The following is a 17,319-nucleotide window of genomic DNA, read 5'->3' on the forward strand; positions in this document are numbered from 1 at the left end:
CTGGCGCCCGGTTATGGCATCACCGGCGCGCGGTACTCCAGCGTCATCCCCAGCAGCCACAACAGACCCAGCACCAGCGGCACGTGCACCAGCAGCTGCATGAAGGTGAAGCCGACGATGTCGCGCGCCTTCAAGCCGAGCACGCCCAGCAGCGGCAGCATCCAGAACGGATTGACCAGGTTGGGCAGCGCCTCGGCGGCGTTGTAGACCTGGACCGCCCAGCCCAGATGCACGCGCAGTTCGTTCGCCGCCTGCATCACATAAGGCGCCTCGATGATCCACTTGCCGCCACCGGACGGCACGAAGAACCCAAGCGCGGCCGAATACGCACCCATCACCAGGGCGAAGCTGTCGCGCGAGGCCACCTGCACGAACAGTTCCGACAGCCGGTGCGCGAGGGTTTCCCCGCCTGCGCCCGGAACGCCGGTGAGCAGCATCGCGATGCCGCCGTACAGCGGGAATTGCAGCAGCACGCCGGCGGTGCCCGGCACCGCCTTGGCCACGGCGTCGAGGAAGCCGCGCGGCCGCCAGTGCAGCAGCAGGCCGAGCGAGAGGAACAGCAGGTTGTAGGTGTTGAGGTCGGCGATCGCGTTGGCGAACGGCTTGCCCGCGAACTCGCTGGCCAGCCAGCCGAACGCCAGCAGCGACAGCAGGATGGTCAGCAGCGGGCTGTGCTCCAGCCATTCGCCCGGGCGCGTGCGCTGCGGCAGGGCCGGCGCCTCGGCGAGGGCGGCCGGATCGGCCCCGCGCGCCGCCGCCTCGCCCGGCGCGGTCGCATACGCGACCAGCACCGACACCGCGATGAGGACCGCGGTCAGCACCAGCGACTGCCACAGCAGGATGGTCTGCGCGAATGGCAGCACCCCGGTGATCTCGACCAGGCCCGGCGGCATGCTGGCGGGATTGGCCTGCAGCTGCGCCGCGGACGAACTCAGGCCCATTGCCCAGACCGCGCCAAGACCGAGATAGGCGGCAGCGCCGGCGGCGCGGTAATCCATGCGCAGCTCCGTGCGGCGCGCCAGCGCGCGCACCAGCAGGCCGGCGAAGACCAGCGAAAAGCCCCAGCTCAACAGTGAGCTGAGCATGCTCACCGTGGCGACGAACGCCACCGCGCCGCGCCCGCTGCGCGGCCAGCGCGCGAGGCGCTCGATCACCCGCGCGACCACCGGCGCGGTGGCAACGACGTAGCCGCCGATCACCACGAACACCATCTGCATGGTGAAGGGGATCAGGCTCCAGTAGCCCTTGCCGAACGCCTGCGCCGTGGCGTGCGTGCTGGCGCCGCACGCAATCGCGGCGAGGGCGACGATCAGCACGCCGAGCACGGCGAAGACCCAGGCATCGGGAAACCAGCGTTCGGCGAAGCCCGCGCAACGCAGCGCCACGCGCGCCATCCAATGTTCGCCGGTCCGGTGCTCGCGGGGCTTGGTCATCGCGGTGTTCCTGTCGTGGTCCGGACGTGCATTGTCCACGCGAATCCGGCGCCGGAAACGGCAACGGCCCGCGCATGGCGGGCCGTTGCGGGCGTCGTCGCGACGGTCAGGCCGCGGCCTGCGCCGCCTCCTGCTTGCGGCCCACCAGCCACATGCCGGCGCCGACCACCATCAGGCCCACGCGGATGGCAATGCCGACGGTAGGACCCCAGTTATCGACCCAGCTCATAACGATGAATTCGAGCCCCAGCAGGTTCAACAGGAACGAACCCGCGCCAAAGATGAAGAACCACTTGCCCCACGACTTCATGCATTACCCCCTGGCTTGACCATGATTGGACCCGATCCCCATCGGGCCGGTCGAGTCTAGGCGAATTCAACGCGCGCCATGCAGGCCCAGGTCCAGCGCGAACCCGGCGAACACCACCAGCCCTACCCAGTGGTTGTGCAGGAACGCGCGGAAGCAGGCGTCGCGCTCGCGGTGCCGCGCGATGACGAACTGGTAGGCGATCAGCAGCGCGGCCAGGGCCACGGCGTACCAGTAGTAATGCCCGAGTTCCGCGCGCCGCCCGACCAGGAACAGCGCATACAGGAACAGCGCGTACAGCACGCCCTGCGCGACCAGGTCCATGTCGCCGAACAGGATGGCGGTCGACTTGCTGCCCATGCGCAGGTCGTCGTCGCGATCGACCATCGCATACCAGGTGTCGTACGCGGTCGACCACAGGATGTTGGCGACGTAGAGCAGCCACGCGAGCGCCGGCACCTCGCCCTGGATCGCGGCGAAGGCCATCGGGATGCCCCAGCCGAACGCCATGCCCAGATACACCTGCGGCAGGTAGGTGTAACGCTTGAGGTAGGGATAGCTCGCCGCGAGCGCCACGCCGACCACGCTCAGGTAGATCGTCAGCCGGTTCATCGTCAGCACCAGCGCGAACGCCACCAGCATCAGTACCGCGAACACCGCCAGCGCCTCGCGCCCACCCACCGCACCGGTCGCCAGCGGGCGCTGCCTGGTGCGCTCCACGTGCGGGTCGAGCCAGCGATCGGCATAGTCGTTGATGACGCAACCGGCTGCGCGCGTCAGCCACACGCCGGCAGTGAACACCAGCAGCGTCCACCACGGCGGCACGCCCTTGGCGGCGAGCCACAGGCCCCACCAGGTCGGCCACAACAGCAGCAGCCAGCCGATCGGGCGGTCGCCGCGGACCAGCAGCCAGTACTGGTGCAGCCGCTCGCGCCAGCGCGGAACGGGCGGTGGAATCGGGGCGTAGTCGCGCTCGTAACCCATCGGTTCGCTACTCAGGAAGAAGACACGCGCGCCGTGCAGACCGCGGCGCCGCCGCATTGTCGCCGATTGCCGCGGAATTCCGGACCGGCGGCCCGTCGCCGCACTATGCCTGCAGCGGCTGCGGCGGTAGGCTAGCCGCAGGATCCGGGGGATCTAATGGATATCCAGTCCAGGGAAGTCAGGATCACCGTGCAGGGACTGACGTTGGGCATGTACGTCAGCCGGCTCGACCGGCCGTGGCTCGAGACCGCCTTCCTGATGCAGGGCATCAAGATCACGTCCGACGACGAGATCGCGATGCTGCAACGCATCTGCAACCACGTCTGGGTCGACGTCCTGCTGGGCACGTCGCCGAACCCGCGCTTCATCGCCTTCGACGAGCCCGCGTCCGTGCGCCAGAGCCGCGCCGCCGCGGAAGTCGAGGCCTTGCGCAAGACGCAGTGGCAACCGCAACTCGACGTGCAGGCCGAGCTGCGCCAGGCCGAAGCCGTGCACGCGACGCTGGCCGCCTCGATCGAAGAAGTGATGGTCGACCTGCAGAGCGGCAAGCGCCTCGACCTGGAGCGGCTGAAGGACGGCGTCGACGCGATGATCGATTCGATCCTGCGCAATCCGACCGCGTTCGTCTGGCTCAAGGAGATGAAGCGGCGCGACGCCTACGCCTACCAGCACGCGATGGGCTGCGCGGTGCTGTCGGCGAGCTTCGGTCGCCACCTCGGCCTGGAGCGCGCCGAACTGCAACTGCTTGCGCTCGCGGGCCTGCTCTGCGACGTGGGCAAGACGCGCGTGCCGCAGGAACTGCTGCACAAGCAGACGCCCCTCATGCATGCCGAGCGCGAGCAGTTGCGCCTGCACGTGCAGCACGGCCTGGAAATCCTCGATGCGACGGCCGGGCTGTCGCCGAAGATCCGCGAGATCGTCGCCACCCACCACGAGCGCCATGACGGCAGCGGCTACCCGTGGAAGCTGGAGGGCGGCGAGATTCCGATCTTCGGCCGGATCATGGGCATCGTCGACAGCTACGACGCCATGACCAGCCCGCGGCCGTATGCGACGAGCCGGTCGCCGCACCTGGCGGTGAACGAGCTGTACCAGCAGCGTGGCAAGCTGTTCCAGGCCGAACTGGTCGAGCAGTTCATCCAGAACTGCGGCATCTATCCCACCGGATCGCTGGTGGAGCTCTCCAACGGCCAGGTCGCGGTGGTCACCGACGTGCACAGCCTCAAGCGCCTGCGTCCGCGGGTGATGCTCCTGCTCGACGCCGACAAGACCCCGCTGCAGCAGTTCCGCGTCCTCGACCTGGGCGAGGTCGAGCGCGACGACCAGGGGCAGCCACTGAGCGTGAAGAGCGGCCTGCCGACCGGCGCCTACGGCATCGACCCGGTCGAGCTGTTCCTGCACTGACCGGGCGGGACGGGCCATGGCCAGCATCGAGGACGAACTCACCGGCCTGCTCAACCGTCGCAGCTTCCTCGCCCTGCTGCGGCGCCACGTCGGGCTGGCCAATGACCGCAAGACCAACCTCGCGCTGATCGTCGTCGACATCGACGGGTTTGCCCGCCTCAACGCGACCCACGGCTACGACTTCGGCGACCGCGCCCTGCAGCACGTCGCGCAGCAGTTGCGCGGCATGATCCGCGCCCAGGACTACGCGGCCCGCATCGGCGACAACCGCTTCGCGGTGATCCTCCCCGGGGTGATGAACGCAGGCCACGCCGAACTGGCGGTGCAGAAGCTCTTCCGCCTGCTCGAGGTGCCGTTCGACGGCGGCACCGGGCGCGTGCGCATGACCGCGACCGTGGGCGTGGCGCTGTGCCCGCTGCATGCGACGCAGGCCGAGTTCCTGCTGTGCCAGGCCGAGAAGAGCCTCGAACTCGCGCGTGCGACCGGACAGCGCTGGCTGTTCCCGCCCGACGGCAGCGACGACGCGGGCCTGTCGGAATTCTGGGACCTGGAGATCGAGCTCGACGGCGCGGTCCAGCGCGGCGAAACCTTCCTGATGTACCAGCCCAAGCTGCGCCTGTCCGACCTGACGCCGATCGGCGCCGAGGCACTGATGCGCTGGCAGCACCGCTCGCGCGGACTGATCTCGCCGGCGCAGTTCATCCCGATCGCCGAACAGACCGGGCAGATCAAGAACATGACGATCTGGGCGCTGAACTCGGCGCTGCGCCATGCCGGCGAGTGGAAGCACCCGCACGTCCCGTTCGGCATCGCCGTGAACGTGCCGCCCGAACTGGTGGCCCACGACGACCTGCCCGACCTGGTCGAGAACGCGCTGAACCTGTGGGCCACGCCCGACGTGCAGCTGGTGCTGGAGATCACCGAGCGTTCGCTGGTGGTGAACCCGCGCCACAGCTTCCGCATCCTCTCGCGCATCCGCGACTTGGGGGTGAAGATCTCGATCGATGACTTCGGCACCGGCTATTCGTGCCTGGCCTACTTCAAGGACATTCCGGCGGACGAACTCAAGATCGACAAATCCTTCGTCGCCGGCTTGCTGATCGACGCCACCTGCGCCGACATCACCGCGCTGATCATCGACCTGGCGCACCGTTTCGGCCTGCACGTGGTCGCCGAAGGCGTCGAGGACGAGGAAACGCTGGAGGCCCTGCGCCTGCGCAACTGCGACGTGGTCCAGGGCCACCTGTTCGCCAAGGCGATGGCGCTGGAGGACTTCGCGCGCTGGCTGCAGCAGGACGCGCCCGTCGATCCCCTGCGCACGGCGGTCTAGCGGCAACGGCCGCAGGCGCCGCGGTCGCTGCTAGAATGCCGGTCCCGCGATGGCTGCCATCGCGCGGTTTTCCACCAGGCGCCCGTAGCTCAGCCGGATAGAGTAGTGGCTTCCGAAGCCATTGGTCGGGGGTTCGAATCCCTCCGGGCGCGCCATCTCCTGGTTCCGGCACCGCGGCCAACGTCGCCATTACCAAGCCCGCCGGAACGATCACCTGCGGTGGTTACGGCACCCGTGCACACACCCACGCGTCCACGCGCTGGACCCCGGCGCGCCGCAGCGCCTGCGCCGCCGCGTGCAGCGTGGCGCCGGTGGTCATGACGTCGTCGACCAGCGCCACATGCGCGGGTAAGGCGGCGCCGGCCCGCACCGCGAACGCCCCGTGGAGATTGCGCCGGCGCCCCGCCGCATCGAGCTCGGACTGCGGCGCGGTTGCGCGCACGCGTTGCAGCAAGCCGTCGCGCAGCGGCAGGTCCAGTGCCCGGGCCAACGGGCGGGCGAGTTCCAAGGCCTGGTCGTATCCGCGACGGCGCAGGCGGGCGCGGTGCAGCGGCACGGGCACCAGGGCGTCGGGCCGCGGCCAGGCGGGCGCCGCCTCGGCCAGCAGCTGCGACAGCAGCGCGCCGGCCGCGAGGTCGCGATGGAACTTGAACCGCGGCAGCAGCCGGTCGATCGGGGCGGCGTAGACAAACCCGGCGTGCACCGCGTCGAGCGTCGGGCGCCGCCCCCGCCCGGACAGGGCGGCCGCGCGGCGGAGGCAATCGCCGCAGGTGTCCGCGGCCGGCAACGGCAGGGCGCAGCGCGGACAGGCGCAGTGGTTCCACGGCAGCTCGCCCAGGCAGGCCAGGCACAGGTCCAGTCCGTCCAGCCCCGGCGCGTCGCAAACCTGGCAGCGGCTGGGCCAGAGCAGGCGCGCGGCGTCGATGCGCAGCCAGTGCCACAGCCGGCGGCGCAGGTCCTCGGCGCCCGCGGCGCCCCCCGGGTCGCCGTCAACCCGATGCGGGTACGTTTGGTTGACAGCGGTGGTCATGGTTTCCAGACTGCCCGCCCGGTCTGCCCACGTCTGTCGGAATACCCCCATGCCCGCCGTCAGTAATCCGCCCGCCCTCCGCCACGACTGGAGCCGCGAGGAAGTCCGCGCCCTGTTCGACCTGCCCTTCCCGGAGCTGCTGCATCGCGCCGGGACCGTGCACCGCGCCCATTTCGACCCGGCCCAGGTCCAGGTCAGCACCCTGCTGTCGATCAAGACCGGCGGCTGCCCCGAGGACTGCGGCTACTGCCCGCAGGCGGCGCGCTACCACACCGGCGTGGACGCGACCAAGCTGATGTCGACCGACGCGGTGCTGGAGAAGGCCCGGCAGGCCAAGGCCGCCGGCGCCAGCCGCTTCTGCATGGGCGCGGCCTGGCGCTCGCCGAAGGATCGCGACATCCCCAAGGTCGCCGACATGATTTCGCAGGTGAAGGCGCTGGGCCTGGAGACCTGCGCCACCCTGGGCATGCTCTCGGGCGACCAGGCCCGCGCGCTGCGCGAGGCCGGCCTGGACTACTACAACCACAACCTCGACACCGCGCCGGAGTTCTACGGCGAGATCATCCATACCCGCGAATACCAGGACCGCCTCGACACGCTCGGCCACGTGCGCGACGCCGGCATGAAGACCTGCTGCGGCGGCATCGTCGGCATGGGCGAGCAGCGCGAACAGCGCGCCGGCCTGCTGCAGACGCTGGCCAACCTGCCGGCGCACCCGGATTCGGTGCCGATCAACCGCCTGGTGCAGGTCGAAGGCACGCCGCTGGCCGGCACCGCGCCGCTCGACCCGTTCGAATTTGTGCGCACCGTCGCAGTTGCACGCATTCTCATGCCGCGTTCGATGGTGCGCCTGTCCGCCGGCCGCGAATCGATGTCCGATGAATTGCAGGCGTTGTGCTTCCTCGCCGGCGCGAACTCCATCTTCTACGGCGAGAAATTGCTGACGACCGGCAACCCCGACACCGAGCGCGATATGGCATTGTTCAACCGCTTGGGCCTCATGCCCATGCCGGTCGTTGAACAGGGGGAGACCGTGCACGCCGACATTCTCGAATCGAGCCCGAGCGCTCGCGAACCCATTTCCTGCACGGTGGTCTGAGATGGCCCGTGCGTCCTGGCGTGAGCGCATTGCCGCCGCGCGTGCCGAACGCATCGCGGCGTCGCGCCTGCGCGTGCTGCGCCCGGTCACCCACCGCGATGGCGCGCGCGTGGAGGTGCTCGATGCCAAGGGCGCGCCACGCAAGCTGCTGAACTTCTGCAGCAACGACTACCTCGGGTTGTCGCAGCATTTCGCGGTGATCAATGCGCTGCAGGATGCGGCGTCGCGCGAAGGCGCCGGCGGCACCGCCTCGCACTTGGTGTGCGGCCACCACGCCCTGCACGAGGCGCTGGAGAAGGAGCTGGCCGACTGGCTGGGCGCGCCGCGCGCGCTGCTGTTCGGCAGCGGCTTCATGGCCAACCTAGCGGTGCTGCAGTCGCTGCTCGGCGACGACGACGTGTGCGTGCAGGACCGCCTCAACCACGCCAGCCTGATCGACGCGGCGCGCCTGGCCGGCTGCAAGCTGCGCCGCTACCCGCACGGCGATTCCAGCGGTGCGCTGCGCCTGATGCGCGAGGCCGCCGACGGCGTCGCGATGCTCGCGACCGATGGCGTCTTCAGCATGGACGGCGACGTCGCGCCGCTGCGCGAACTCGCGCTCGCCGCGCGCGTGCAGAAGGCGCTGATGTACGTCGACGACGCGCATGGCGTCGGCGTGGTCGGTCCCGATGGCCGCGGCAGCGTCGCCGACGCACAACTGAGCGTCGAGCAGGTGCCGCTGCAACTGGTCACGCTGGGCAAGGCGCTGGGCGGTTACGGCGCCGCGGTGGTCGGCGACGCCGACCTGATCGAACACCTGGTGCAGACCGCGCGCCCCTACATCTACACCACCGCGCTGCCGCCGGCGCAGGCCGCGGCGACGCTCGCCGCAGTGAAGCTCGCGCGCGGCGAGGACTGGCGCCGCGGCAAGCTCTACGACCTGATCGCGCACTTCAAGGAGCGCGCGAACCAGGCCGGCCTGGTGCTGCTGCCGTCGGATACGCCGATCCAGCCGGTGATGTGCGGCAGCGACACGCGTGCCCTGTCGATGTCGGCGACGCTGGAACAGCGCGGCTACTGGGTCGCGGCGATCCGTCCGCCCACAGTGCCGGAAGGCCGCGCGCGCCTGCGCGTGACGCTCTCGGCCCTGCACACCCACGCCGACGTGGACGGACTGGTGGATGCGCTCGGACGCGCGCGCGACAAGGCGGAAGCCGAGGCGCGCGTCGCCGAGATGCTCTCGCCCCCGCGCTGAGGACGGCGCCGATGCACATCGAAATGCGCGGGCAAGGGCCCGCGCTCGCGCTCATCCATGGCTGGGCCATGCATGGCGGCTTGTTCGCGCCGCTGGTGGAGCGTCTGGCCGATCGCTACACGCTGCACCTGGTCGACCTGCCCGGCCACGGCTTCGCCCGCGAGGACGCGACCGAACTGGTGCCAGAAACGCTCGCCAGCGAGCTGGTCGCGCGCGTGCCCGACGCCGCGTGGCTGGGCTGGTCGCTGGGCGGCCAGTTCGCGCTGCGCGCCGCGCTCGACCATCCGCATGCGGTCCGCGGGCTGGTCATGATCGCCTCCTCGCCGCGCTTCGTGGTCGGCGAGGACTGGTCGCACGGCGTCGGCGCGCAGCTGTTCCGCGACTTCGGCGACGCCCTTGCCAAGGATTTCCGCGGCACCCTCGACGGTTTCCTCGCCCTGGAGGCGCTGGGCTCGACGCATGCGCAGGACGAACTGCGCAGCCTACGCGCGCAGGCGTTCGCGCGCGGCGAGCCCGCCGCGCGCACCCTGCTGGAAGGGCTGCAGTTGCTCGACCGCCTCGACCTGCGCGACGAGCTGCCGATGCTGCGCGTGCCCAGCCTGTGGCTGTCCGGCCGCCGCGACCGCCTGGTGCCCGCGGGCGCAATGCCGGCCGCGGCCGCGCTGGCGCCGAACGCCAGGAGCGTGGTGATCCCGAATGCGGGGCACGCGCCGTTCCTCGGCGCCGCCGACGCGGTGGCGCACGAGATCGATGCATTCCTGCAACAACTGCCCTAACCGGCGCCCGCGGCAAAGCGTCGTCCCCCCACGCGATCCACAATAGCCGTACGCATGAGCGAACTGTTCGACCACCGCCAGGTCCGCCGCGCCTTCTCGCGGGCCGCGCACCATTACGACGACGCCGCCGCGCTGCAGCGCGAAGTCGGCGCGCGCCTGCTCGAATCGCTCGACTATTTCGACGAACGCGCCCAGCGCGAGGCGCAGGGCGGCACGCCGCGTACGCCGCAGGTGGTGCTCGACGTCGGCTGCGGCCCCGGCCATGCCACGGCAGCCATGCAGAAGCGTTGGCCGAAGGCGCAGGTGCTCGCGCTCGACCTCGCCCTGCCGATGCTGCAGGAGAGCAAGCGCAACGCCGGTGGCTGGCGCCCGTTCAAGCAGCGGCCACAGCCGTTGTGCGCCGACGCGCGCGCGCTGCCGCTCGCCGACGGCAGCGTCGACGTGCTGTTTTCCAACCTGTGCCTGCAGTGGGTCGAGGACCTGCCCGCAGTGTTCGCCGGGTTCCGGCGCGTGCTCAAGCCGGATGGCCTGATGGTGCTGTCGACGTTCGGGCCCGACACGCTGTGGGAACTGCGCGAGGCCTTCGGCCACGCCGACAGCGCGCCGCACGTGAGTCCGTTCGCGTCGATCGCGCAGTTCGGCGACGCGCTGATCGCCGCGGGCTTCAAGGATCCGGTGCTGGACCGCGACGAATTCCGCCTGCGCCACGACTCGCTGGCGGAGCTGATGCGCGAGCTGCGCACGCTCGGCGCGACCAATGCGTTGAACACGCGCCGGCGCAGCCTCACCGGCCGCGCCCGCTTCGCCCGCGCCGCCGAGGGTTACGAACCGCTGCGTCGCGACGGCAAGCTGCCGGCGACCTGGGAAGTGATCACCGCGCATGCCTGGGGCCCGCAGCCGGGCACGCCGATCCGCGTCGGCGGCGTCGACGAGGTGGCGGTGCCGGTGTCGCGGATTCCGATCCGGAGGCGCGGGTGACGCGCTCGCCGCGCAGCATCGCCTTGGCCGCCGTGGCCGTCGCGCTGTTGTCGGCGCTGTTCTTCACCTGCACCTACGTGCTCAACCGCGCGGCCGCCAGCGGCGGCGGCTACTGGGTGTGGACCGCCGCGCTGCGCTACCTGATCACCCTGCCGATCATGCTGCTGGTGATGCCCTGGCAGGGCGGGATGGCGCCGGTGTGGCGCGCGATCCGCGCGCATCCCGGGCCCTGGCTGTTGTGGAGCGGCGTCGGCTTCGTGCTGTTCTACCTGCTGCTCAGCTACGCGGCCGCGAGTGGCCCGTCGTGGCTGGTCGCCGGAACGTTCCAGCTCACCGTGATCGCGGGGATGCTGTGCGCGCCGTTGCTGTATCGAAACAAGCACGCGCGCGATGCACGCGCGCGCATTCCGCTGCCTGCACTGGCCGCGGGCGTGGTCGTGGTCGGCGGCGTGCTGCTGATGCAGGTCGGGCACAGCGGCGGCCAGCTCGATCGTGGGGCGTGGATCGCACTGGCTGCGGTCGCGGTCAGCGCCTTCGCCTATCCGCTGGGCAATCGCGGCCTGCTCCTGCACCTGGAGCGCGCCGGCATCGAACTCAACGCCACCCAGCGCGTGTTCGGCATGACCCTGGCCAGCCAGCCGTTGTGGTGGGCCGTCGCCGCCGGCGCCTTTGTCCGGAGCGGCGCGCCGCCGGTGGACCAGGTGCTGTTCGCGGCCGGCGTGGCCTTGGGCGCGGGCGTGATCGCCACCGTGCTGTTCTTCCAGGCCACCGGCATGGTCCGCAACGATCCCACCGCGCTGGCCGCGGCCGAGGCAATGCAGGGCGCCGAGATCCTGTTCGCCACGCTGATCGGCGCCGTGTGGCTGGGCGAGGCGTGGCCGCAGGGCCGCGCGCTGTGGGGCGCGGCGGTGGTGATCGTGGGCATCGTCGCCTTCAGCGTCGTCGCCGCGCGCGCCGCAGCGGGTGACCGGCAGGCGACCCAGGAACTGCGCGGCGACCGCGGCGCCTGACGCCTCAGCGCTGGGTCGCGCGGAAGATGATCCGCCCCTGGTAGGGCGAACCGAGCGCCTCCACCCGATAGCCCTGGGCTGCGAAGCGCCGCTGCACGCCCGGCCACACATCCTGCTTGCAGATCCACACCGCATCGGGCTCGTGCTCCGCCAGTTCCTGTGCGAGCGTCTGGTCGTACTCGGGGTTGAACTGCGACTGCGCGCGCGCGTCCAGCGACAGCTTTTCGATCTTCGCGTCCAGGTGCAAGTGCAGCCCGTAGCGCGCCATGTCCTCGACGAACAGCACCTCGCGCACCGGACCGCGCGCACGCGCACGGATCGCACGCGCCCATTCCGAGGCGTCCTTGTGCGTGGGCCACAACGAGGCGCCGAACTTCAGCGCCAGCAGCACCAGCAGCCACGCGCCCAGCCAGCCCCAGCGCAGCTCGCGCCGCTCGCGCTGGCGGCGGCTGGCGACGATCACCGCCAACGGCAGGAACAACGGCAGGATGTACAGCGGCAGGCGCGAGCGCGCGATGCAGAACACCAGCAACGGCAGCAGCAGCCATAGGGCGAGCAGCACATCGGCGGCGTCGCGCGCGCGATGATCCACGTCGCGCCATTCGCGCACGCTCGCCGGCAGGCCGCGCGCCCAGCGCAGGAGCGCGGGTGTCCACGGCAGCGTGCCCAGGAGCAGCGTCGGCGCGTACACGACCAGCCAGCCATACCACTGCCCGTTGCGGCCGAACTCATTGGTGGCGACGCGGTTGACCACCTCGTCGCCGATGAAGTAGCGGAACAAACCCGGGTGGTTGACGATCACCGCGAGATACCAGGGCAAGGCCAAGGCCACGAACAGCAACAGGCCCGACCATTGGAAGACGCGGCTGCGCTTGCGTTGCGGCATCAACTGGTCGAAGACGAGCGCCGCCAGCAGGTGGATCAGGGCGGGCGGCCCCTTGGTCAGGAACGCGAGGGCGAACCCGCCCCACATCAACGCGGTCCATCGCCTGGTACGCACGCCGTCGCCGAAGCGCGCCTCGACGAACGCCCACATCGCCACGCCCGTGCAGGCCGCGAGCACGTAGTCGGTGGTGATCATCTGCGCGGCGCCGACGGTGAACAGCATCGTGGCGTACGCGACCGCCGCCGTGGCCTCGCTGCCCGGCGCGAGCCGGCGTGCGATGCGCCATGCCAGCCACACGCACAGCAAGTACGCCAGCGCCGACGGCAGCCGCGCGGCGAAGGCATTCTGGCCGAACACGGCGACGCTCGATGCGATGGCCCAGTAGGTCAGCGGCGGCTTGGTCCAGTGGCCGACCTCATCGCTGCGGCGCGGGTTCAACCAGTCGCCGCTGTCGAGCATGTTCAGCGCGACGTTGGTGTAGCGCCCCTCGTCCGGATCCCAGATTCCGCGCGCGCCGAGGAAGCCCAGCGCGAGCACGACCGCAATCGCGGCGATCCAGAACGACTTGCTGCGAAGCAGTGCGGACAGATGCGGCATGCGGCCCACCGGCGAGGAAGACGGCTACGGCTATGCGAAACGGCGAAAGCCTGGCGACACGCGCCACGGCGCCGCGAGTATCCGTGATTTCAGACGCGGGCGAACAGCCCGGACAGCGCTTCCAGGTCGACGTTGCCGCCGGAAAGGATCACCCCTACCCGTTGCCCGGCGAAGCGTTCGCGGTTGCCGAGGACGACGGCCAGCGCGATCGCCGACGAAGGCTCGATGATCTGCTTGGTCCGTTGCCAGAACACCTGCAGCGCGCGCACCACCGCGGCATCGTCGGCGAGCAGGACCTCGACCTGGTGCATGCGCAGCAGGGCGAAGTTCGGTGCGCCCAGCAGGCCGCGCAGGCCATCGCAGATGGTATCGGGCACCAGTTCGGTGACGCGCTCGCCGCGTTGCAGCGATGCGAACGCATCGGCCGCGCCGGCGGGCTCGGCGCCGTAAACGCGAGTTTCCGGCGAGACCGCCGCGGTGGTGATCGCGGTGCCGCCCAACAGCCCGCCGCCGCCGAGCGGCGTGACCAGGGCATCGAAGCGGCCGTCGTGGCCGAGCAGTTCCAGCGCGGCCGTGCCCTGTCCGGCGATCACGCGCGGATCGGTGTACGGATGCACCAGCTCCGCGCCCGTGTCGGCCTGGACCTTCGCGCACGCCGCTTCGCGTGCCGCGATCGTCGGCTCGCAGTAGTGCAGCGTGGCCCCGTAGGCCCGGATCGCCGCCACCTTCGCCGCGACCGCGTTGTGCGGTACGACCACGTGGCAAGGGATCCCGCGCGTGCGCGCGGCCAGCGCCAGGGCCGCGCCGTGGTTGCCGGAGGAGTGGGTGACCACGCCGCGGCTGGCACTTGCTTGCGGCAGCGACCACACTGCATTGCAGGCGCCGCGGAACTTGAAAGCACCGGCGCGCTGCAGGTGCTCGGCCTTGAGATGCAGTTCGCATCCGGCCAGTGCATCCAGCGAACGGGAACGCAGGACCGGCGTGTGGTGCGCATGCGGAGCGATGCGCGCGGCGGCGGCGAGCACGTCGTCGAATGCGGGCAGGACCGCTGCGGTGGAATCGGCAGCGGCGCGCCCGCGAGCGGCAAGGGCGGGGGCGGTATCCATCGCGCTGATGCTAGCGCGCCCGCCGTGCTTAACGGTTTCGCAGCTCGCGGGTGGAGCCGGGCGAATTAAGCCCGAGTTCAAAGCGCCGGCCGGAAGCTGGCGCACACACCCCGGGGGGTATCCGACATGATCCGCAAACTTCTTCTTCCAGCCCTGCTAGTCGGGCTGCTCGGCGGCTGCGTCACCGGCTACGGGTACCGCGACGGCTACTACTACGGCCAGCCCAGCGTCGAGTACCGCTACTACGACTACGGCTATCCCTACTATCCGGGCTACGGCTATTACGGCTACCCGTACTACGGTTACCCGTATTACCGCCAACCGTACTACTACCCCTACTACCACCACCGCCCGCGGCCGGGCACGCCATCCACCGGCGATCACCGCGACAACCCGCCGCCCTGGCGCGACCTCAACCGTCGCCGGCGCGTGGACGGACCCGATGGCCTGGCCCCGGACCAGCTCGGCACCCAGGGCACGCCGGCCTGGCGCGACCTCGACCGTCGCCGCCGCGCGCAGGGGCCTGACGGCCTCGCCCCGGACCAGCTCGGAGCGCCACGCACGCCGCCGCCGGACGCGTCGTCGCGTCAGCCGGCGCCACGCCGCGACAGCGGCAACGACGGCTCGCGCATGCGGCAGATCATGCAGCGCGCGCAGGAATCGAAGCGGCGCGCCGAGACCCAGGAGCCCTGAGGCGGGCGCGTTTCGCAGTAGCGGCAATGCGTCACAGATCGCAGCGGCCCGGCGCTTGCGTTGCCCCGGGAGTGACGGCAAGCTGCAACCACTGACCGGCTGCGTCGCATTTCGACCTTGCAGGCCAGTCGATGGTGGCAAGCGCCGATGTCGGCGTCCGACGAAGAATCACGGATCCCCCCTGTTCCGCCTTCGTTGGACGCCGGCTCCCATTCCCGCCGGCGGCCACTCCTTCCGCGCGAACCTGATCCGCCGACCCGTGATTCCGGGCCTCTGCCTGGCATGGAGTGCGATCGTCGTCACACTTCCGGCGCCCGGGCATAAAAAAGGGGCCGAACGTCCCCCGACATTCGACCCCCGTGCTTCCCCCGCGAGCGCTTGGCCAGCCCCTGTTCCATTACCAGCCGGCGTCTAGCGCCTGCCCCGCAAGGTGCAAGGTAGGTAAAGCAGGATGCGTGCCAACTTTCCGGCCGCCCCGCGTTCCCTGCCGCCGGCGCCGGCAAGCACCTGATTGCTCTAGTAAAATTGCCGTCCCTGCAACGTGGCTCCGACCTTGACCCAGTCCTTCTACCAATACGACGTGATCGTGGTCGGCGGCGGCCATGCCGGCACCGAGGCGGCGCTCGCGTCCGCCCGCGCCGGTGCGCGCACGCTGCTGCTGACGCATTCGGTGGAGACGGTCGGGGCGATGAGCTGCAACCCGGCCATTGGCGGCATTGGCAAGGGCCATCTGGTCAAGGAGATCGACGCGCTCGGCGGCATCATGGCGCGCGCCGCCGACGCGGCCGGCATCCAGTGGCGCCGGCTCAATGCGAGCAAGGGCCCGGCCGTGCGCGCGACGCGCTGCCAGGCCGACCGCGCGCTCTATCGCGCCTTCATCCGGCGCGCGGTCGAGCGCCAGCCGAACCTCACCGTGTTCCAGGCCGCGGTCGACGACATCGTGTTCGAGGGCGGGCGGGCCGTCGGCGTGCTCACCCAGACCGGACTGCGCTTCGACGCGCCCGCGGTGGTACTCACCGCCGGCACCTTCCTCGCCGGCAAGGTGCATGTCGGCCAGACAACCTACGCCGCCGGCCGCGCCGGCGATCCGCCCGCGGTCGCGCTCGCGCAGCGGCTGCGCGAAGGCCCGTTCGTGGTCGATCGCCTCAAGACCGGCACGCCACCGCGCATCGACGGCCGCACCCTCGACTACGCGATGATGGAGGAACAACCCGGCGACGATCCGCGCCCGGTAATGTCCTTCACCGGCAGCTCCGCCGACCATCCCCGCCAGGTGTCGTGCTGGATCACCCACACCAGCGAACGCACCCACGAGATCATCCGCGGGGCGCTCGACCGCTCGCCGCTGTACACCGGGCAGATCGAGGGCATCGGCCCGCGCTACTGCCCCTCGATCGAGGACAAGGTGGTGCGCTTCGCCGAGAAGTCCAGCCACCAGATCTTCGTCGAGCCCGAAGGCCTCGACGTCACCGAGATCTATCCCAACGGCATCTCCACCTCGCTGCCGTTCGACGTACAGCTGGAGCTGGTGCGTTCGATCCGCGGCTTCGAGCACGCGCACATCACCCGCGCCGGCTACGCGATCGAGTACGACTTCTTCGATCCGCGCGGCCTGAAGACCACGCTGGAGACCAAGGCGATCGCCGGCCTGTTCTTCGCCGGGCAGATCAACGGCACCACCGGCTACGAGGAAGCCGCCGCGCAGGGCCTGCTCGCGGGCGTCAACGCCGCGCGCCTCGCCCAGGGTAGCGAGGGCTGGTCGCCGCGCCGCGATGAGGCCTACCTCGGCGTGCTGGTCGACGACCTGATCACCCACGGCACGACCGAGCCGTACCGCATGTTCACCTCGCGCGCCGAGTACCGCCTGCAGCTGCGCGAGGACAACGCCGACCTGCGCCTGACGCCGGTGGGGCGCGAACTCGGCCTGGTCGACGAGGCGCGCTGGGCGGCCTTCGCCGCCAAGCGCGAAGCGATCGAACGCGAGAACGCGCGCCTGGGCGCGATCTGGGCCGCACCCAACAACGCACTGGGAAGCGAGATCAACGCGGCGCTCGGCATCGACATCACCCGCGAGACCAGCGCGCGCGACCTGCTCAAGCGTCCGGAACTCGACTACGCCAAGCTGATGCAGGTCGCCTCGCTCGGGCCGTCGGTCGACGACGCGGCGGTGGCCGAACAGGTCGAGATCGGCGTGAAGTATTCCGGCTACCTCGACCGCCAGCGCGAGGAGATCGAGCGCCAGCAGCGCCACGAGGGCACCGCGATCCCTGCCGGCTTCGACTATGCCGTGGTGCGCGGGTTGTCCGCGGAGGTCACGCAGAAGCTGCAGCGCGTGCAGCCGCAGACGATCGGCCAGGCACAGCGGATCCCGGGCATGACCCCGGCCGCCATTTCCCTGTTGCTGGTGCACCTGGCCCGCGTGAAGCGTACGCAGGTCGCGTAACCCCGGCGA

At 70.5% G+C, this 17,319-nt stretch carries 15 protein-coding genes and 1 tRNA gene; 10 read left to right on the plus strand and 6 right to left on the minus strand.

Annotation, left to right across the window (positions count from 1 at the left end; genetic code table 11):
• Positions 1-11: 11 nt before the first annotated feature.
• The 3 genes from BP05_RS10890 to ubiA all read right to left on the minus strand — a co-directional run bounded on the left by BP05_RS10890 (position 12) and on the right by ubiA (position 2,724).
• On the minus strand, positions 12-1,394 hold the full coding sequence (locus BP05_RS10890; RefSeq protein WP_496363816.1) for a short-chain fatty acid transporter: 1,383 nt from the start codon (positions 1,392-1,394) through the stop codon (positions 12-14).
• Positions 1,395-1,539: 145 nt separating this feature from the next.
• Positions 1,540-1,743: a hypothetical protein gene (locus BP05_RS10895; protein ID WP_496363316.1), complete on the minus strand. Its 204-nt coding sequence runs from the start codon at positions 1,741-1,743 to the stop codon at positions 1,540-1,542.
• Positions 1,744-1,809: 66 nt separating this feature from the next.
• The gene (gene ubiA, locus BP05_RS10900) at positions 1,810-2,724 is read right to left on the minus strand and encodes a 4-hydroxybenzoate octaprenyltransferase (protein ID WP_496363818.1); all 915 of its coding nucleotides are present in this window, start codon (positions 2,722-2,724) and stop codon (positions 1,810-1,812) included.
• Between the two features lie 156 nt (positions 2,725-2,880).
• Here ubiA and BP05_RS10905 point away from each other — a divergent pair, with 156 nt between their 5' ends.
• The 3 genes from BP05_RS10905 to BP05_RS10915 all read left to right on the plus strand — a co-directional run bounded on the left by BP05_RS10905 (position 2,881) and on the right by BP05_RS10915 (position 5,613).
• On the plus strand, positions 2,881-4,128 hold the full coding sequence (locus BP05_RS10905) for an HD-GYP domain-containing protein (RefSeq protein WP_496363318.1): 1,248 nt from the start codon (positions 2,881-2,883) through the stop codon (positions 4,126-4,128).
• 16 nt (positions 4,129-4,144) lie between these two features.
• Positions 4,145-5,458 (plus strand): putative bifunctional diguanylate cyclase/phosphodiesterase, encoded by a 1,314-nt coding sequence (locus tag BP05_RS10910; RefSeq protein ID WP_496363320.1) that lies wholly within the window; start codon positions 4,145-4,147, stop codon positions 5,456-5,458.
• A gap of 78 nt (positions 5,459-5,536) precedes the next feature.
• Positions 5,537-5,613 (plus strand) — tRNA-Arg (locus BP05_RS10915).
• A 68-nt stretch (positions 5,614-5,681) separates the two neighbouring features.
• Here the strand turns inward: BP05_RS10915 and BP05_RS10920 are convergent.
• Entirely contained in the window at positions 5,682-6,488 is an 807-nt protein-coding gene (locus tag BP05_RS10920) for a ComF family protein (protein WP_496363322.1), read from the minus strand.
• Between the two features lie 49 nt (positions 6,489-6,537).
• Between BP05_RS10920 and bioB the strand changes: the two genes are divergently transcribed.
• The 5 genes from bioB to BP05_RS10945 are packed head-to-tail and all read left to right on the plus strand — an operon-like array spanning position 6,538 to position 11,585.
• Complete coding sequence (gene bioB, locus BP05_RS10925; protein ID WP_496363324.1) at positions 6,538-7,587, plus strand: biotin synthase BioB; 1,050 nt, start codon at positions 6,538-6,540, stop codon at positions 7,585-7,587.
• Between the two features lies 1 nt (position 7,588).
• The gene (gene bioF / locus BP05_RS10930) at positions 7,589-8,821 is read left to right on the plus strand and encodes an 8-amino-7-oxononanoate synthase (protein ID WP_496363326.1); all 1,233 of its coding nucleotides are present in this window, start codon (positions 7,589-7,591) and stop codon (positions 8,819-8,821) included.
• Between the two features lie 11 nt (positions 8,822-8,832).
• Complete coding sequence (gene bioH, locus BP05_RS10935; RefSeq protein WP_496363328.1) at positions 8,833-9,597, plus strand: pimeloyl-ACP methyl ester esterase BioH; 765 nt, start codon at positions 8,833-8,835, stop codon at positions 9,595-9,597.
• 54 nt (positions 9,598-9,651) lie between these two features.
• The gene (bioC, locus tag BP05_RS10940) at positions 9,652-10,575 is read left to right on the plus strand and encodes a malonyl-ACP O-methyltransferase BioC (protein WP_496363330.1); all 924 of its coding nucleotides are present in this window, start codon (positions 9,652-9,654) and stop codon (positions 10,573-10,575) included.
• The gene (locus BP05_RS10945; RefSeq protein ID WP_496363332.1) at positions 10,572-11,585 is read left to right on the plus strand and encodes a multidrug resistance efflux transporter family protein; all 1,014 of its coding nucleotides are present in this window, start codon (positions 10,572-10,574) and stop codon (positions 11,583-11,585) included. The genes bioC and BP05_RS10945 overlap by 4 nt, the downstream gene beginning before the upstream one ends.
• Positions 11,586-11,589: 4 nt before the next feature.
• Here BP05_RS10945 and BP05_RS10950 read toward each other — a convergent pair whose 3' ends face one another.
• Together BP05_RS10950 and BP05_RS10955 are read right to left on the minus strand one after the other, a co-directional pair.
• Positions 11,590-13,068 carry an ArnT family glycosyltransferase gene (locus BP05_RS10950; RefSeq protein WP_496363334.1) on the minus strand — a complete coding sequence of 493 codons (1,479 nt, stop codon included), beginning with the start codon at positions 13,066-13,068 and terminating at the stop codon, positions 11,590-11,592.
• A gap of 89 nt (positions 13,069-13,157) precedes the next feature.
• Positions 13,158-14,174, minus strand: coding sequence for a pyridoxal-phosphate dependent enzyme (locus BP05_RS10955; protein WP_496363336.1), 1,017 nt, complete (start codon positions 14,172-14,174; stop codon positions 13,158-13,160).
• A gap of 126 nt (positions 14,175-14,300) precedes the next feature.
• On the opposite strand from BP05_RS10955, the gene BP05_RS10960 reads away from it, so the two are divergent.
• Together BP05_RS10960 and mnmG are read left to right on the plus strand one after the other, a co-directional pair.
• On the plus strand, positions 14,301-14,867 hold the full coding sequence (locus tag BP05_RS10960) for a hypothetical protein (protein WP_496363338.1): 567 nt from the start codon (positions 14,301-14,303) through the stop codon (positions 14,865-14,867).
• Between the two features lie 553 nt (positions 14,868-15,420).
• On the plus strand, positions 15,421-17,310 hold the full coding sequence (gene mnmG / locus BP05_RS10965) for a tRNA uridine-5-carboxymethylaminomethyl(34) synthesis enzyme MnmG (protein WP_496363340.1): 1,890 nt from the start codon (positions 15,421-15,423) through the stop codon (positions 17,308-17,310).
• Positions 17,311-17,319: the final 9 nt, after the last annotated feature.

It is taken from the genome of Lysobacter oryzae DSM 21044, assembly GCF_059568595.1.

Excerpts from the sequence above, each read along its gene's own strand:
- bioF (WP_496363326.1), top strand. The coding sequence starts at position 7,589 with ATGGCCCGTGCGTCCTGGCGTGAGCGCATTGCCGCCGCGCGTGCCGAA.
- BP05_RS10960 (WP_496363338.1), top strand. The coding sequence starts at position 14,301 with ATGATCCGCAAACTTCTTCTTCCAGCCCTGCTAGTCGGGCTGCTCGGC.
- BP05_RS10920 (WP_496363322.1), bottom strand. The coding sequence starts at position 6,488 with ATGACCACCGCTGTCAACCAAACGTACCCGCATCGGGTTGACGGCGAC.
- bioH (WP_496363328.1), top strand. The coding sequence starts at position 8,833 with ATGCACATCGAAATGCGCGGGCAAGGGCCCGCGCTCGCGCTCATCCAT.
- BP05_RS10955 (WP_496363336.1), bottom strand. The coding sequence starts at position 14,174 with ATGGATACCGCCCCCGCCCTTGCCGCTCGCGGGCGCGCCGCTGCCGAT.
- bioC (WP_496363330.1), top strand. The coding sequence starts at position 9,652 with ATGAGCGAACTGTTCGACCACCGCCAGGTCCGCCGCGCCTTCTCGCGG.
- BP05_RS10910 (WP_496363320.1), top strand. The coding sequence starts at position 4,145 with ATGGCCAGCATCGAGGACGAACTCACCGGCCTGCTCAACCGTCGCAGC.
- BP05_RS10905 (WP_496363318.1), top strand. The coding sequence starts at position 2,881 with ATGGATATCCAGTCCAGGGAAGTCAGGATCACCGTGCAGGGACTGACG.
- ubiA (WP_496363818.1), bottom strand. The coding sequence starts at position 2,724 with ATGGGTTACGAGCGCGACTACGCCCCGATTCCACCGCCCGTTCCGCGC.
- bioB (WP_496363324.1), top strand. The coding sequence starts at position 6,538 with ATGCCCGCCGTCAGTAATCCGCCCGCCCTCCGCCACGACTGGAGCCGC.
- BP05_RS10950 (WP_496363334.1), bottom strand. The coding sequence starts at position 13,068 with ATGCCGCATCTGTCCGCACTGCTTCGCAGCAAGTCGTTCTGGATCGCC.
- BP05_RS10890 (WP_496363816.1), bottom strand. The coding sequence starts at position 1,394 with ATGGCGCGCGTGGCGCTGCGTTGCGCGGGCTTCGCCGAACGCTGGTTT.
- BP05_RS10895 (WP_496363316.1), bottom strand. The coding sequence starts at position 1,743 with ATGAAGTCGTGGGGCAAGTGGTTCTTCATCTTTGGCGCGGGTTCGTTC.